Raw genomic sequence first — 16,408 nt, 5'->3', positions numbered from 1 at the left:
AATCATCACCACCTAAAATAATCACCAAACTATATAGTCAGTATAACTGATTATATTTTTGAACGCAAGCCTTCTTGTTTTCGTTTGTTAATTTAATTAATTAACCGTGGTACAATAAAACCTACGATATGGTGTAAATGGAGGATTTCACATGCAACGCGGTACATTTCAATTAATGAAATCGGTGAACAAATCGATCATTCTTAATAAAATCAGAACTTCAGAGCCGATTTCGAGAGCCGAGATCGCCAAGGAAACAAAGATTACCCCTCCCACGGTCTCAAGCATTGTCAAAGAGCTGATCGAACAAGGGCTCGTGAAAGAAAGCACGCTCGGCCATTCGAGCGGCGGAAGGAAGCCGACAATGCTGCACATCAACACAGGTGCCTATTATGTCATTGGCATTGATGCCGGGCCTGAGACGGTGGAGTGCATCTTAACCGATTTAGCCGGAGGGATACTGCAGCGGACATCCAGCCTGCTGAAAAAACCGCTGACAAACGAGACGTTCATTGATGTTTTAAAAGAAAATGTTTATGCGATTTTGGGACGGGCCGATGTCAATCAGGAAAAGATCATCGGGATCGGCATCGCAATGCACGGGGTCGTCGATGCTGAAACGGGAATGTCACGCATCGCCCCGATTTTAAACCTAACCAATATTCCCATTAAAGATGTGCTGGAACAAGAATTCAACTTAACGGTCAGAGTTGAAAACGATGCCAGGGCGATGGCGCTTGGCGAATCGTGGTTCGGCGGCCGCGATGATGCAGGCAGTATGGCGGCCGTAAACGTCGGCCACGGTGTCGGTGCGGGGATTGTCATCAACGGAAAACTGTACCATGGAGCGGAAGGAATCGCAGGGGAACTGGGCCATATGATCATTGATATTAATGGAGAAAAGTGCGAGTGCGGCAACCGGGGCTGCCTGCAGACGATTGTGAGCGGTAAAGCGATTGCCAAGCGGGGAAACAAACGGTTAAAAGAAAGTCCGGATAGACTGACAGCCAAAGATTTGTTTGAAATGGCCGAGAACGGCTGCCAAACGTGTATCGAACTCTTTCGGGAAACCGGTGTGATGATCGGAATCGGGCTGACCAACTTCATTCATCTTGTCAATCCGGGCAAAATCGTGCTGGGCGGCGGAGTGATGAAAGGCGGGAGGTTCATATTGCCGGCGATACGAGAAACGATACAGCAGAAAGCCTTAACAGCCGAAGCGAGGCAGACAGAGGTGACGATAACGAAGCTCGGCGATGAAGCGACGCTTTACGGAGCCGTTTCATTGCTGTTGGCGGAGCTGTTTGATCCGGTGTTAAAATAAGCCTTTTTTTCGCCTGTTTTAACACCGGTGAAGCCTTACCCCTGACGATTGACCGTGTGGATGAAGCGCATGAAAGCTTCGCGGTTTTTGAATACCCCGGCATCCTCAAGGGCTTTAACAAATTTCCGGCCAAGTTCTTTTCGTACAATTGATTCAGCATGCTTCGGCCCGGACGGCTCTCCGTATTCGGTTTTGAGCTGTTCGGCCCATTCCCGGTGATGCGCTTCAACGGCATCTGACTGACCGAGCAGGAATTCTTGGACACCTGCCAGTTCGGTCTTTAAGCGGGGAGGAAGAACGGCCAGGCCCATCACTTCGATTAAGCCGATATTTTCTTTCTTAATATGGTGAACGTCAGCATGCGGGTGGAATATGCCGTATGGATGCTCGGCAGATGTCCGGTTGTTTCTGAGCACAAGGTCGATTTCAAAAACACCGCTCACGTTTCTTGCAATAGGCGTAATCGTGTTATGAGGCGTTTCATCTGTAAAAGCCGTGATATCCGCTTGTTGATCCGAGTAGTTTTTCCAAGTCTGAAAAATATGATCCGCCGCATCGACAAGGCTGTTGATCGCCGTTCCTTTCAGGCGGATGACAGACATCGGCCATTTTAAAACAGAGGCTTCGATGTCCGGATGCTGTTTGATTTGAAAGGAGAACGCGTCTTCTGCGCGCGTCATCGCAAACTCATATCGTCCGGCTTGATAATGGTCATGGCTTAAAATAGACCCGCCGACGATCGGCAAATCGGCATTCGATCCGATAAAATAATGCGGAAACAGCTCTGTAAAAACAAGCAGCCTGTGAAAGGCAAGCTTATCAATTTTCATCGGCCGATGCTGCTCAGAAAATAAAATGCTGTGCTCGTTATAGTAAGCATATGGAGAATATTGAAAATACCAGTTTTCTCCGGCGAGCGGGACTTTAATAATCCTGTGGTTCGCCCGGGCGGGATACCCGATTCGTCCTGCATACCCTTCGTTTTCTTTGCACAGCAGGCACGTCGGATAGCTGCGTGCTCGTTTTGCAGCGGCGCGCTCCCGTTTGATTTGCTCAGGGTCTTTTTCCGGCTTTGACAAATTGATCGTAATATCCATAGTGCCGTAAGGTGTATCCGCCTGATACGAAATATTTCTTTCAATTCGTCTTGTCTGGATATAGTTGCTGTTTTTGCTGAGCTGATAAAAATAGGCGGTCGCCTCCAGCGGCGATTGCTCGTATTTTTGCTGAAACACGGCATTGATGACAGAAGGTCTTACAACAAAGCAATTCATCACATTTGCCGCCAGCATGTCTTTCGCGTCTGCGTCGTCGGTTATGACGCCGTGTTCAATTGCATAAGCGGCGAGTCTTTCCAAAAGGTCGGGGATGGAGTCGCCGGAAGCCGCAGGGGCTTCTTCGGGAAACGAGTCCAGACCCAGCAGGTTCATCACTTGGTTGCGTGCGTAGTTCACGTCATCCGGTTCGATTAACCCTGTTTCAAGCGCTTTTTGAATGAGTCCGGCTATGTCTTGTTCAATCATGTTGACACTTCCTTCCTGTACCCGTTTGGATGTGATGAATGCCACTTCCAGGCGTCTTCAATGATCTTTGCTACAGAAGTGCGCGAAGGCCTCCAGCCTAGGACCTGCTTTGCTTTGTCAGAGCCGGCAATCAGGATGCTCGGGTCGCCGGCTCTGCGCTTGCCGATCTCGGCGGGAATGTCTTTGCCGGTGACCTTTCTCGCCGCATCAATCATTTCTTTCACCGAAAATCCTTCGCTGCTGCCGAGGTTGAATATATCGCTTTTGCCGCCTTCTCTTAAATAGTCCAAAGCCGACAGATGAGCGTCAATCAGGTCTTCGACATGAACATAGTCGCGGATGCACGTGCCGTCGGGCGTATCATAGTCATCCCCAAAAATCGTAATATGCGGTCTTTGTCCGAGAGCGGTTTGCAGGATGATGGGGACCAGGTGTGTTTCCGGATGATGGTCTTCTCCGATCTCTCCCGTTTCCCTTGCTCCTGCGACATTAAAGTACCTGAGAGACACAAAGCTGACTCCATGGGCTTCTTCAGTCCGCTTCATGAGCTTCTCCATGATCAGTTTCGTTTCCCCGTAGGTGCTTGTCGGCCGCGTCGGCATGACTTCTGTGATCGGCACCGATTCAGGCTCTCCGTAGACGGCCGCCGTCGAGGAGAATACGATTTTTTTCACATCGTGCTCAAGCATCGTCTGAAGCAAAACCTGTGTCCCGGATACATTGTTGTCGTAGTATTTAAGCGGATCTTTCATTGATTCGCCGACAAGTGAACTGGCGGCGAAGTGGATCACTTCTTCAATACGTTCCTTTTTGAAAACAGTGCGGAGGAAGTCGCGATCGCGCACATCCCCTTCATAAAAGACTGCCTCAGGATGTACGGCCTGTCTTTGGCCGGTCTCAAGGTTGTCAACGACAACGACGGTTTCGCCCCTGTCCAATAATTGATACACGGCGTGTGAACCGATATAGCCGGCACCGCCCAAAACCAACACACTCATATCCATTCCCCTTTCTATATTTCTTTGGCGCCGTCGCCTATCGCCGCAGTATAAAATGCGGCATCATAGCCAACCGTTTCGCGGTAGACGGCATTCACGCGTTCTTTAAAGCTGTCTGTCCGGTCTTTTTCTACAATCGCAATCGCACAGCCGCCGAACCCGGCGCCGGTCATGCGTGCACCCAGGACGCCGTCTTGTTCCCAAGCCACCTGGACAATGGTATCAAGCTCCAGCCCTGTCACTTCATAATCATCCCTTAAAGACATATGAGATTCATTCATCAGCTTGCCGAACCCGGCGAGGTCGTCCCCGCGAAGTTTTTCCAGCGCTTTCAGCGTCCGGGCATTTTCGTACACCGCATGTCTGGCACGTTTTCGATTAATTTCATCTCGGATGAGGTGCTGATGAGCTTCAAATGCTTCCGCCGTCATTTCGCCCAGGCTTGCAATCGGTAACTCCTGCTGCAGATCGCGGAGCGCCTCTTCGCATTGGGCACGCCTTTCATTATATTTAGATCCGGCCAGCGTCCGCTGTTTGTTTGTATTGATGATGATCACATCGTGTTCCTTCAATACGAAGGGAGCGTATGTGTAATGAAGTGTTTGGCAGTCTAACAAAATCGCGTGATCCTTTTTCCCCATGCCGATCGCAAATTGGTCCATAATGCCGCTGCCTACGCCGATGTATTCGTTTTCGACTTTTTGTCCAAGCTTAACCATGGAGATCGTGTCTGTCTGCAAACCATAAAGCCCTTTTAAAAGAACGCCTGTCGCAAGTTCAATCGATGCGGAAGAAGAGAGGCCCGCCCCGTGCGGAATATTTCCGTAATACAAAATATCGGCGCCGTGAACGATTTGGTGGCCTGCTGCTTTCATCAAAAGGAACATTCCTTTCGGATAGTTGGCCCAGCCGTCAGACCGGTCAAAGGCTAAATCGCTCAAGCTGCATTCAATTATGCCTTTGTCAGGGAAGTTCTTTGAATAGAAACGGATCATTTGATCATCTCGTTTCACGCCAAGGGCATAGGTGCCAAATGAAATCGAAGCGGGGAAAACATGCCCTCCATTATAATCCGTGTGTTCGCCGATTAAGTTGATTCTTCCCGGAGCAAAAAAGGTTTGCGGTGTCTGTTCTGTCTTAAAAATAGAGCGAAAGTCGTTTGATAAAGCGGCTGCAGTATTCATATATCCTCCCATTCGTTTGACGTGCAGACTTAATAAATTAATTTAATTAAGTTTAACCCCAGTTTACTACGGGTTTTCAATTGGTGCAATAAAAAGTGTTTTTTCAAATGAAACGTTTTCATGTAAAATCCTTATTGGCGGGGATAGGGCAATCAGCACTTGACTTTTACAAAAATCAACGTTAAATTAGTAAAATATTTTACTAAAAAATATGAAAGATGTTCATGGAGGTTTTGCAATCGTGGCGACGATAAAAGATGTTGCAGAAAAGGCGGGGTATTCCATCTCGACGGTTTCCCGCGTATTAAATAACGACGAAAGCCTGTCCGTACCCGATGAGACGCGGGAGAAAATATTTGAAGTGGCGGAAAGCCTGAACTACCGCAAAAAAACGATCAGAACACTGGTAAAAAACATCGCGTTTCTGTACTGGCTGACGGATAAAGAGGAACTCGAAGACGTGTATTTTAAAACGATGAGGCTGGAAATCGAGAAGCTCGCAAAGCAATTCAACGTTGAACTGACGACGTATAAAATTTCGGGGGGTATTGACGCCATCCCCGAAAACATTGAAGGATTCATTGCGGTCGGATCATTTTCAGATGATGAATTAACCCGGTTAAGGCAGATGACGCCTCACGGAGTATTTATCGATTCGACGCCGGATCCGAATCATTTTGATTCAGTCAGGCCGGACTTAAAGCAGATGACGAGGAAAACGGTGGACTTTCTTATCGAAAAAGGGCATGAAAAGATCGGCTTTATCGGAGGCACGTACCACAATCCCAATACCGATGAAGACGAAATGGACGTAAGGGAACGAACGTTTCGCGATTATATGAGGGAAAAAGGGCTCTTGGAGGAAGGCTTTATTTTTTGCCGCAGGGGATTTTCTGTGGAAAACGGCTACCATCTGATGGATAAAGCGGTTGAAACATTGGGCGAAAAGCTGCCGACGGCCTTCTTTACAGCGGCGGATCCGATCGCCGTAGGCTGCCTTCAGGCTTTAAATGAAAAAGGGGTCGCCATCCCGGGCAGGGTGAGCGTCATCAGCATCAACAACATCAGTGTGGCGAAATACGTATCTCCGCCGCTGACGACATTCCATATCGATATTAAAGAACTTTGCAAAAACGCCATTGAATTGCTTCTTGAACAAATACTTGAAAAGAGAAAAGCTGTAAAAACGCTATATATCGGTGCAGAACTGGTGGTCAGGAAAAGCACCAATTAAAAAAAGGCGCGGGCTGTTCATAAGCCGCGCCTTTTTCGTAAAACATTTTACTATAGTCGGTAAAATAATTGTTTACACTTTTTCTTAGACATGCTATATTGTTTTTGTGAAACGCTTTCAATCCAATAAAAGGAATGAGACAAATGATGAATATGAAAAAATATGTTGGAATCAGCAGTGTGATTGCTCTCAGTTTGTCTTTAACTGCCTGCGGACCTAAAGAGAGCAGCAATGAAGCATCAGGCGCGAAGCAAAAGGAACTCGTGGTCTGGGAAGATAAAGAAAAAGGCGAAGGCATTAAAGATGCCGTTGCCCAGTTTGAAAAAGAGCACGGCGTATCTGTCAAAGTCGTGGAAAAGCCTTACGCAAAGCAGATCGAAGATTTGCGGATGGATGGACCGGCAGGAACGGGGCCTGATGTGTTAACGATGCCTGGAGATCAAATCGGAACAGCGGTAACGGAAGGTTTGATCAAGGAATTAAAGGTGGACAAAGAGATCCAATCGATCTATACGGAACCAGCAATGAGATCCCAGGTGACAAACGGTAAGGTCTACGGCCTGCCGAAAGCGGTCGAAACGACGATGCTCTACTATAATAAAGATTTGATTTCTGAAAAAGAACTGCCGAAAACGCTGGATGAATGGTATGAGTATTCGAAAAAAACGGCTGACGGCAAAAAATTCGGCTTCCTGGCGCTGTTTGACCAGATTTATTATGCACAGAGCGTCATGGGAGGATACGGCGGCTACATTTTTAAGAGCCATGCAGACGGCACTTATGATCCGGCTGATCTCGGCTTGAATAACAAAGGTGCGGTTGAAGGAGCCGAGTACATTCAGAAGTTTTATCAAGAAGGGCTGTTCCCTGCCGGAATTATTGGGGAGCAAGGCATCAATGTGCTGGAATCGCTGTTTACGGAAGGAAAAGCAGCAGCGATTATTTCTGGTCCGTGGAATCTGGAACCGTTCAAAAAAGCGGGCATCGACTACGGGGTTGCCAAGCTGCCTAAGCTGTCCAACGGCAAACATATGAGTTCTTTTGTCGGCGTGAAGAGCTACAATGTAAGCGCTTATTCGAAGAATGCCGATCTAGCGGAAGAATTAGCCGTCTTTCTCGCCAATAAAGAAAACTCAAAGAAGAGATATGAGATCACAAAAGAAGTTCCCGCTGTCAAAGAACTGGCGGATGATCCTGCCGTCACAAAAAGCGAAGCGGCTCAAGCTGTTGCCGAGCAATCTCAGTACTCAGAGTTGACGCCGAATATTCCTGAGATGAATGAAGTATGGACGCCGGCGGATGCGGCTCTGCAAACGATCGCAACCGGAAAAGCGGAACCGAAAAAAGCGCTTGATCAAGCCGCGGAAACGATACAAGGACAGATCAAAGCGAAGCACAGCGGCAGCAAATAAGCCGCAGCATTGGTGTCAAACTTGTCTTAAGTTTGGCGCCATTTATGATCAGGACGTCCATATAAAGAGGTGAAAGAGAAGGTGCAGCATCGCAAAAAAGCTTTACTATTATCAATCATTCCCGGTTTGGGCCAATTCTACAATAAACAATGGATAAAGGGTCTGTTATTCCTTCTTTTAGGCGTCTCGTTCTTTGCGGTTTTTGGCGATTTGCTGAATATGGGGCTGTGGGGCCTGTTTACGCTTGGAACCGAAGTGCCGCGCGATAACTCGATTTTTCTATTGGCAGAAGGCATCATCGCCGTGATTGTCACCGGTTTTGGGCTGGCTGTCTATTACGCCAATTTGCGGGATGCCTACCAAAACGGAAAGCGGCGCGATGAACAAAAGGAGCTCAGTTCACTCAAGGAACAATATCATAATTTAATGGCTCAGGGATATCCGTATCTCATCAGCGGACCATCACTGTTCATTTTGATTTTCGCCGTTGTTTTTCCGATTTTGTTCAGCTTTGCATTAGCTTTTACAAATTATAACCTCTACCATTCTCCGCCTGCCCACCTTGTCGATTGGGTAGGGCTTAAAACGTTTTCCGAAATTTTCACCGTTGATATTTGGCGGTCGACCTTTTTGGATGTTTTAGCTTGGACCATTGTCTGGACGCTTGTCGCTTCCACGCTCCAAGTCGGGTTGGGAATTTTGTTGGCGGTTGTCGTCAATCAGAAGGAAGTCCGCTTCAAGAAATTTTTCCGGACGATTCTGGTTTTGCCTTGGGCCGTGCCCGGCTTTGTTACCATTCTTGTGTTTGCCGGCCTCTTTAATGACAGCTTCGGTGCATTCAATCATCAAATCCTCGCCGCATTCGGCATCGATCCGATTCCTTGGATGACGAATGCCAATTGGACGAAGCTGGCGCTTATCCTCATGCAGGGGTGGCTCGGTTTTCCTTATGTGTTTATTGTGACGACCGGTGTTCTGCAGTCGATTCCGGACGACCTGTATGAAGCGGCGACAATTGACGGCGCGTCCGCGTTTTCGAAATTCAGGCATATCACAATGCCGCTGATTTTAATCGCAATGGCGCCGATTATCATCACGCAATTCACTTTTAACTTTAATAACTTCAACATTATCTATCTATTCAATGGAGGCGGTCCGGCTGTTCCCGGGTCAACAGCGGGAGGAACCGACATTCTGGTGTCCTGGATTTACAAATTGACGATGCAGTCGAGCCAGTACTCTTTAGCCGCCGCATTGACGATCCTGCTGTCGGTCTTTGTCATCTCGATCGCGCTGTGGCAGTTCAGACGGACAAATTCTTTCAAAGAGGGGGCTTAACATATGAAGAAAAGAAGATTCTTTCGGCTCCTTCTGACCTATTCTCTGTTGGTTTTTATGACAGCCGTTATCATATATCCTCTGCTTTGGACGGTGGGAGCCAGCTTTAATCCCGGCAACAGTTTGGTCAGTACTTCTATCATTCCGGCAAATCCGACATTGGATCACTATAGAGAATTATTTGCAGGAAAAGAGAGCCTTCAATACGGGCAATGGTATATAAACTCGCTGAAAATCAGCATCTTTACGATGATCGGATCAATCATCAGTGTTTCTTTTACAGCTTATGCTTTTTCACGGTTTCGTTTTAAAGGTAGAAAAAACGCTTTAGTTTTATTCATGCTGCTGCAAATGATTCCTCAATTTTCGGCTTTGGTTGCGCTCTTCGTTTTAGCGCAGATGCTCGGAATGATGAACAGCCATTGGCTGCTGATTTTGCTGTACATCGGCGGGCTTATACCGATGAACACGTATTTGATGAAGGGGTATATGGATTCCATTCCCATCGATTTGGATGAGAGCGCTAAGATTGACGGCGCTAGCAATACAAGGATTTTTCTGCAGATTATTATGCCGCTATCCAAACCGATGATCGCGGTCGTCGCCATGAACGGATTCACCGGACCGCTCGGGGATTTCGTTTTGTCTTCGACCATATTGCGGACGCCAGAGTCGTATACATTGCCGATCGGTTTATACAATTTAGTCAATGAAGTCATGGGAGCCAGCTATACGACGTTTGCCGCCGGCGCCATTTTGATCAGCATTCCGGTAGCCGTCATCTTTATCATGCTGCAAAAGAACTTTGTATCAGGGTTGACCGCAGGCGGAACGAAAGGATAGTCGGAGAAGAATATGGTCTAAAAAAGGAGAGTATTATGCCAAAAATTTATACGACACAAGCAAAATACATGCTTCACGGGGGAGACTACAATCCGGATCAATGGCTTGACCGTCCGGATATTCTTGCAGATGATATCAAGCTGATGAAGCTTGCCCATACGAATACATTTTCAGTGGGGATTTTTTCATGGAGCGCTCTTGAGCCGGAGGAAGGCGTCTATACGTTTGAATGGCTGGATGATATGTTTGAGAACATTCACCGGAACGGCGGACGGATTATAATGGCGACACCGAGCGGCGCCCGTCCTGCTTGGCTGTCGCAAAAATATCCGGAAGTGCTGCGCGTCAATGCGGAACGTGTCAAACAGCTGCATGGCGGAAGGCACAATCATTGCTTCACTTCATACGTATACCGTGAAAAAACGAGAAAGATCAACCGCTTGCTGGCTGAAAGGTACGGCAGCCATCCTGCCCTTTTGATGTGGCATGTCTCCAACGAATACGGAGGAGAATGCCATTGTCATCAATGCCAGCACGCTTTTAGAGACTGGCTGAAAAAGAAGTACAACAATGATCTTAAATCTTTGAATGATGCATGGTGGACGCCTTTTTGGAGCCATACCTTCAACGATTGGTCACAGATTGAATCGCCGTCTCCGATCGGTGAAAATGCGGTGCACGGCTTGAGTTTGGACTGGCGCCGCTTCGTCACTGATCAGACGATCTCTTTCTTTCAAAATGAAATCGTTCCGTTGAAGGAAATCACGCCGAATATTCCGATTACGACCAACTTTATGGCTGACACGCATGATCTCATTCCATTTCAAGGGCTGGACTACAGCAAGTTTGCCAAGCATCTGGACGTGATCAGCTGGGACGCGTATCCCGCCTGGCACAATGATTGGGAAAGCACAGCTGATTTGGCCATGAAAGTCGGCTTTATCAATGATTTGTACCGCAGCCTGAAACAGCAGCCGTTTCTTTTAATGGAATCGACGCCAAGCGCTGTCAATTGGCACAATTTTAATAAAGCGAAACGGCCGGGGATGCATCTCTTGTCTTCTATGCAGATGATCGCCCACGGATCTGACAGCATTCTCTATTTTCAATGGCGGAAATCCCGCGGCTCATCGGAAAAATTTCACGGTGCGGTTGTCGGCCATGACAATTGTTCCGAGAACCGCGTATTTAAAGAAGTGGCAAAAGTGGGGCAAACCCTTGATGAACTGTCTGAAGTCGTCGGAACGACCCGGCCCGCGAATGTCGCGATCCTCTATGATTGGGAAACCCATTGGGCGCTCGAAGATGCACAAGGATTCGGGATGAAAACCAAGCGGTATCCCCAAACCTTGCACGAGCACTACCGCGCGTTTTGGGAGCGTGATATTCCAGTCGACGTGATTACGAAGGAACAGGATTTTTCGCCGTACCGGCTGCTGATCGTTCCGATGCTTTACTTAGCAAGTGAAGAAACAATCGCGCGTTTAAAAGCCTTTGCTGCAAACGGGGGCACATTGGTGATGACGTATATTAGCGGAATCGTCAACGAATCTGACCTGACCTATTTAGGCGGATGGCCGCAAGATCTGCAAGAGATGTTTGGCATGGAACCTGTTGAAACCGATACGCTCTATCCGGGCGACAAAAATAGGGTCCGTTATCAAAACCGGTCCTATGAGCTGAAAGATTATGCGACCGTGCTGAAGCTGGATACGGCAGATCCCGTGGGATTCTATGAGGACGATTTTTATGTGGACACGCCGGCTGTTACATGCCATTCATACAAACAGGGGAAGACGTACTATATCGGTGCGCGCTTAAGCAGTCAATTTCATCGGGATTTTTATGAAACATTGATCAAAGAGCTATCGATTCAACCGGCTTTTGATGTGAAACATCAGCCTGGCGTCTCCGTTCAAGTCAGACAGGATGAAGAAAATGATTATATTTTCATCATGAATTTCACAGAAAAACGCCAGCCCGTCGTGTTGGAGTCGGCCGTTAAAGATATGCTGACCGGAGAAACGCTGACCGGCGAAATCACATTGGAAAAATATGAAGCCAGAATAGCGGTAAAAACAAAAAAATAAGCCCGGGGGACATCCGCTTTAATGTGGGTGTTTCTCTTAAAAAAATGAAAGCGTTTTCGTTTTGGCGTGTGTCAATCATGAAAGGGGAGAAGCGAGATTCATGAAAAACGTGGTGGCTGTTTTTGTGGTGCTGATTGTTGTTTTGGGCGCACTTGGAACCGGCGGTCCGGCGGAAGCCGCCAGAGGTTCCAAGGCGGCAGAAAGCGGCCTTTTTGTCGAAAAGGTTTCAGGGCTTCACAAGGATTTTATAAAAGGGGTTGATGTTTCGAGTATCATCGCTTTGGAAGAGAGCGGCGTCGCCTTTTACAATGAATCCGGAAAGAAACAGGATATATTCAAAACGCTGAAAGAAGCAGGCGTCAATTATGTCCGGGTGCGCATCTGGAATGATCCCTATGATGCCAACGGCAATGGCTATGGAGGGGGCAATAATGATCTGAAAAAAGCGATTCAGATCGGAAAACGGGCCACTGCCAACGGAATGAAGCTGCTGGCGGATTTCCACTATTCCGATTTCTGGGCGGACCCGGCGAAACAGAAAGCGCCAAAAGCATGGGCAAACCTAAACTTTGAAGATAAAAAAACGGCGCTTTACCAATATACAAAACAAAGCCTTGAAGCGATGAAAGCAGCGGGCATCAACGTCGGCATGGTGCAGGTCGGAAACGAAACAAACGGGGGTCTTGCCGGTGAAACGGACTGGGCGAAGATGAGCCAATTATTCAATGCGGGGAGCCAAGCGGTCCGGGAGACGGATTCGAATATTTTAGTCGCCTTGCATTTTACCAATCCGGAGACGTCCGGCAGGTACGCTTGGATTGCCGAGACGCTTCACCGGCACCATGTCGACTATGATGTATTTGCAAGCTCGTATTATCCATTTTGGCATGGCACACTGAAGAATCTAACATCCGTCCTGACATCCGTCGCGGATACGTACGGCAAAAAGGTCATGGTAGCCGAGACATCTTATACGTATACGGCTGAAGACGGAGACGGACACGAAAATACAGCCCCTAAAAACGGTCAAACGCTCAATTACCCGGTCACCGTTCAAGGACAGGCGAACGCGGTCCGTGATGTGATTCAAGCGGTCAGCGATGTAGGAGAAGCCGGAATCGGCGTTTTCTATTGGGAACCGGCATGGATTCCAGTAGGACCGGCACGCCAGCTTGAGAAAAATAAAGCGCTTTGGGAGACATACGGATCAGGCTGGGCCACAAGCTATGCCGCTGAATACGACCCGGAAGACGCAGGAAAGTGGTTTGGCGGCAGCGCCGTAGACAATCAGGCATTGTTTGATTTTAAAGGACGTCCATTGCCGTCTCTGAATGTATTTAAGTATGTTGATACGGGAACACCATTCAAAAATTGACTTGCAGCCGATTTCTCGGATGAAGGCGAACGCCGTTTGCCGGAAAGCGGTTTAAAGCAGAATGAAAAAAGGCCGGATGATATCCGGCTTTTTTTCGTGAAAGGACAGTCAGAAAGCGTAATTAAAATGTTTTCATTCAATTGACAGAAAGATAGGGTCCGCTTAACCAGCGGTTACCGTTTGAAATGCATCTTCTACAGATACGTATTCATATCCAAGGTCGCGCGCGACGGCCTTGTAGGTAATGCTTCCGTTTGCAACGTTGACGCCGAGAGCGAGCGCCTGATTTTCGGCGACTGCTTGTTCAACGCCTTTATTTGCGATTTGCAAAGCGTAAGGCATAGTGACGTTTGTTAAGCCGATCGTTGAAGTACGGGGAACGGCTCCCGGCATATTGGCGACTGCATAATGGACAACGCCGTGCTTCGTATAAGTCGGATCGTCATGCGTAGTGATCTTATCAACCGTTTCAATAATGCCGCCCTGGTCAATCGCCACGTCTACAACAACTGAGCCTGGGGACATCGACTGAATCATCTCTTCTGTGACAAGTTTCGGCGCTTTTGCACCAGGGATTAAGACGGCGCCGATGACAAGGTCAGAGTCTTTTACGGCTTCCGCAATGTTGAGCGGGTTGGACATAAGCGTTTGAATGTCTTTGCCGAACTGGTCATCGAGCTGGCGGAGGCGCTCAGCGCTCAAATCGATCAAAGTGACGTCAGCGCCAAGTCCGACTGCGATTTTGGCAGCGTTCGTACCGACTACTCCGCCGCCGATGATCGTAACCTTGCCGCGTTTTACGCCGGGTACGCCTGATAACAGGATGCCTTTGCCGCCTTTTGATTTCTCAAGAAATTGCGCGCCGATCTGTGAAGCCATGCGTCCGGCGACTTCACTCATTGGAGTCAGGAGCGGAAGCGTCCGGTTCACTTCGACCGTTTCGTAGGCGATGGCTGTGACGCCGCTGTCCACAAGCGCTTTCGCAAGCTCAGGCTCAGCTGCTAAGTGCAGATACGTAAATAAAACAAGTCCTTTTCGGAAATAGCCGTATTCAGAGCTGATCGGCTCTTTCACCTTCATGACCATATCCGCTTTTGCCCATACATCCTTCGCTTCAACCAAAATGTCTGCCCCGGCTGCTTTGTAGTCAGCATCCTCAAAGCCGCTTCCAAGTCCGGCTCCCTGTTCGATTAAAACTTGATGACCGCTTTTTTTAAGCGCGACTACTCCGGCCGGCGTAATGGCTACACGGTTCTCATTGTTTTTAATTTCTTTCGGAATTCCAATGATCATGATGTCGTCCCCCTCAAATGAAATATGATTCTACCGCTAGTATAAATCTCTGAACCGGCAAGAGCATCGTGTGTAAAATTAAAAATGTAAGCGCTTTTTTGTGAAATTTAACAAATTGGTGAACGTTGAATGAAGTGAAAGGATTGATATGAGGAGTTATCTATTAAAATTTTTTTCTTTAAAAAATAGTTTTGTTAAAAAAACAAATGTAAGCGATTACATTTTGTGTCGTTTCACAAACATAACCATATTTCGTTGTGATAGAATATCTCTTGCAGCTATGAAAGCGTTATCTTTGTTGGGAGTGAGTCATATGGATATCTTAGAAATACTAGGCAAGATTAATAAGGTATTATGGGGGCCGCCCAGTTTAATTTTATTATTTGGGACAGGCTTATTTTTAACGTTTGTTTTAAAAGGACTGCAATTTCGCCGCCTGATCTATGCGTTTAAGATCGGATTTGGCAAGGAAGACAGCAAAGACGCAGCTGCCGAAGGGGATGTGAGCCATTTTAAAGCTTTAATGACAGCGCTCGCCGCCACGATCGGAAACGGAAATATCGCAGGTGTCGCGACGGCATTGACACTCGGCGGACCGGGTTCGATCTTCTGGATGTGGGTTGTCGGGCTGTTGGGCATGGCAACGAAATACGCGGAAGCCTTGCTTGCTGTTAAATTCCGCGTAAAAAATGAAAAAGGGGAATATTCAAGCGGGCCGATGTATTATATCGAACGCGGACTCGGACGCAGATTTAAAGGACTCGCCATCGCTTTTGCGCTGTTTGGAGCTTTTGCCGCTTTGGGGATAGGCAACAGCGTCCAATCCAATACGATTGCCGATATTACAAAGAACAGCTTCGGTATCGAAAACTGGGTGACAGGGCTGATTCTCGTCATTCTTGTCAGCATCATCATCTTCGGCGGCATCCAGCGGATCAGCACGGTTGCCAGCTTCTTTGTGCCGATCATGGCTTTTCTTTATATGGGCGGGGCGATCTTGATTCTGATTTTGAATTATGACAAGATTATTCCGGCTTTTGAGCTGATTTTCTATTATGCTTTCCACCCTGTGGCAGCAGCCGGCGGTTTCCTTGGAATTGCCGTATCTGAAGCCGTTCGGAACGGGGTGTCCCGCGGCATTTTTTCAAACGAAGCAGGCCTTGGGACGGCTGCGCTAATCGCCGGAAATGCGCGTGCAGATCATCCGGTAAAACAGGCGCTCGTCGCAATGACCGGGACATTTATCGTTACGATCGTGGTGTGTACGATGACCGGTTTAACCCTTATTATTACCGGTTTCTGGGATCCGTCTGGCGGCTTGATATCCGGCGTGGCCCATAATGCCAGCCTTGAAGGCGGGGCATTGACGAGCGCGGCATTTGCCTCAGTACTCGGCGCGGCAGGCGAATATATTGTGTCGCTGTCGGTGATTTTCTTTGGGTTCTCTACAATTGTCGGCTGGTATGTTTACGGAGAAAAATGCTTCGAGTATTTGGCCGGTTCCAAAGGAATTGCGGGCTACAGGCTGGTCTACATCCTCGCCTGCGGCATCGGGACGGTCGCCAACCTCGTCACCGTCTGGGCATTTGCCGATATGGCGAATGCGCTGATGATGATTCCAAACCTGATCGCCATCCTGCTGCTTTGGAAAGTTATCAAAGCAGAGACAAATGATTATTTTCATCACTTCTATGAACATACCAAATCGGCGGGTCCGCCAAGTAAACCAATTCATTAATCAATTGAAAGCTCTGCCTTCCAGGCAGAGCTTTTTCTTTGTTTACAATCATACAA

Annotated in this window: 12 protein-coding genes; 8 read left to right on the top strand and 4 right to left on the bottom strand. The window is 47.8% G+C overall.

Translation table 11 applies throughout. The features are described 5' to 3' along the window. Positions 1 to 151 precede the first annotated feature (151 nt). Entirely contained in the window at positions 152 to 1,324 is a 1,173-nt protein-coding gene (locus MHH76_RS21265; RefSeq protein ID WP_043054520.1) for an ROK family transcriptional regulator, read from the top strand. A 35-nt stretch (positions 1,325 to 1,359) separates the two neighbouring features. Here MHH76_RS21265 and galT read toward each other — a convergent pair whose 3' ends face one another. The 3 genes from galT to MHH76_RS21250 are packed head-to-tail and all read right to left on the bottom strand — an operon-like array spanning position 1,360 to position 5,029. Then, positions 1,360 to 2,847 (bottom strand): UDP-glucose--hexose-1-phosphate uridylyltransferase, encoded by a 1,488-nt coding sequence (gene galT, locus MHH76_RS21260; RefSeq protein ID WP_020453580.1) that lies wholly within the window; start codon positions 2,845 to 2,847, stop codon positions 1,360 to 1,362. Then, complete coding sequence (gene galE, locus MHH76_RS21255) at positions 2,844 to 3,845, bottom strand: UDP-glucose 4-epimerase GalE (RefSeq protein WP_020453579.1); 1,002 nt, start codon at positions 3,843 to 3,845, stop codon at positions 2,844 to 2,846. The genes galT and galE overlap by 4 nt, the downstream gene beginning before the upstream one ends. 14 nt (positions 3,846 to 3,859) lie before the next feature. Then, positions 3,860 to 5,029 (bottom strand): galactokinase, encoded by a 1,170-nt coding sequence (locus MHH76_RS21250; RefSeq protein WP_020453578.1) that lies wholly within the window; start codon positions 5,027 to 5,029, stop codon positions 3,860 to 3,862. Positions 5,030 to 5,270: 241 nt separating this feature from the next. Here MHH76_RS21250 and MHH76_RS21245 point away from each other — a divergent pair, with 241 nt between their 5' ends. The 6 genes from MHH76_RS21245 to MHH76_RS21220 all read left to right on the top strand — a co-directional run bounded on the left by MHH76_RS21245 (position 5,271) and on the right by MHH76_RS21220 (position 13,321). Further along, positions 5,271 to 6,263: a LacI family DNA-binding transcriptional regulator gene (locus tag MHH76_RS21245; RefSeq protein WP_020453577.1), complete on the top strand. Its 993-nt coding sequence runs from the start codon at positions 5,271 to 5,273 to the stop codon at positions 6,261 to 6,263. Positions 6,264 to 6,406: 143 nt separating this feature from the next. Beyond that, a complete protein-coding gene (locus MHH76_RS21240) occupies positions 6,407 to 7,675 on the top strand; it encodes an extracellular solute-binding protein (protein WP_020453576.1) in 1,269 nt (422 codons plus the stop codon). Positions 7,676 to 7,756: 81 nt separating this feature from the next. Next, a complete protein-coding gene (locus tag MHH76_RS21235) occupies positions 7,757 to 9,013 on the top strand; it encodes a sugar ABC transporter permease (RefSeq protein ID WP_025810524.1) in 1,257 nt (418 codons plus the stop codon). A gap of 3 nt (positions 9,014 to 9,016) precedes the next feature. Next, the gene (locus MHH76_RS21230; protein WP_020453574.1) at positions 9,017 to 9,856 is read left to right on the top strand and encodes a sugar ABC transporter permease; all 840 of its coding nucleotides are present in this window, start codon (positions 9,017 to 9,019) and stop codon (positions 9,854 to 9,856) included. A gap of 35 nt (positions 9,857 to 9,891) precedes the next feature. Continuing rightward, complete coding sequence (locus tag MHH76_RS21225; RefSeq protein WP_025810525.1) at positions 9,892 to 11,946, top strand: beta-galactosidase; 2,055 nt, start codon at positions 9,892 to 9,894, stop codon at positions 11,944 to 11,946. A 100-nt stretch (positions 11,947 to 12,046) separates the two neighbouring features. After that, positions 12,047 to 13,321, top strand: coding sequence for an arabinogalactan endo-beta-1,4-galactanase (locus MHH76_RS21220; protein ID WP_025810526.1), 1,275 nt, complete (start codon positions 12,047 to 12,049; stop codon positions 13,319 to 13,321). 162 nt (positions 13,322 to 13,483) lie between these two features. On the opposite strand, the gene ald is transcribed toward MHH76_RS21220, so the two are convergent. Continuing rightward, entirely contained in the window at positions 13,484 to 14,614 is a 1,131-nt protein-coding gene (ald, locus tag MHH76_RS21215; RefSeq protein ID WP_020453571.1) for an alanine dehydrogenase, read from the bottom strand. Between the two features lie 313 nt (positions 14,615 to 14,927). Between ald and MHH76_RS21210 the strand changes: the two genes are divergently transcribed. Continuing rightward, complete coding sequence (locus MHH76_RS21210) at positions 14,928 to 16,352, top strand: sodium:alanine symporter family protein (RefSeq protein WP_020453570.1); 1,425 nt, start codon at positions 14,928 to 14,930, stop codon at positions 16,350 to 16,352. Positions 16,353 to 16,408: the final 56 nt, after the last annotated feature.

Origin of the sequence: Bacillus sp. FSL L8-0193, from assembly GCF_037976065.1 — a bacterium.
Taxonomy (GTDB): domain Bacteria; phylum Bacillota; class Bacilli; order Bacillales; family Bacillaceae; genus Bacillus; species Bacillus paralicheniformis.
Note: the sequence above shows the minus strand (reverse complement) of the source record. Positions and strands in the feature narration are given on the sequence as shown.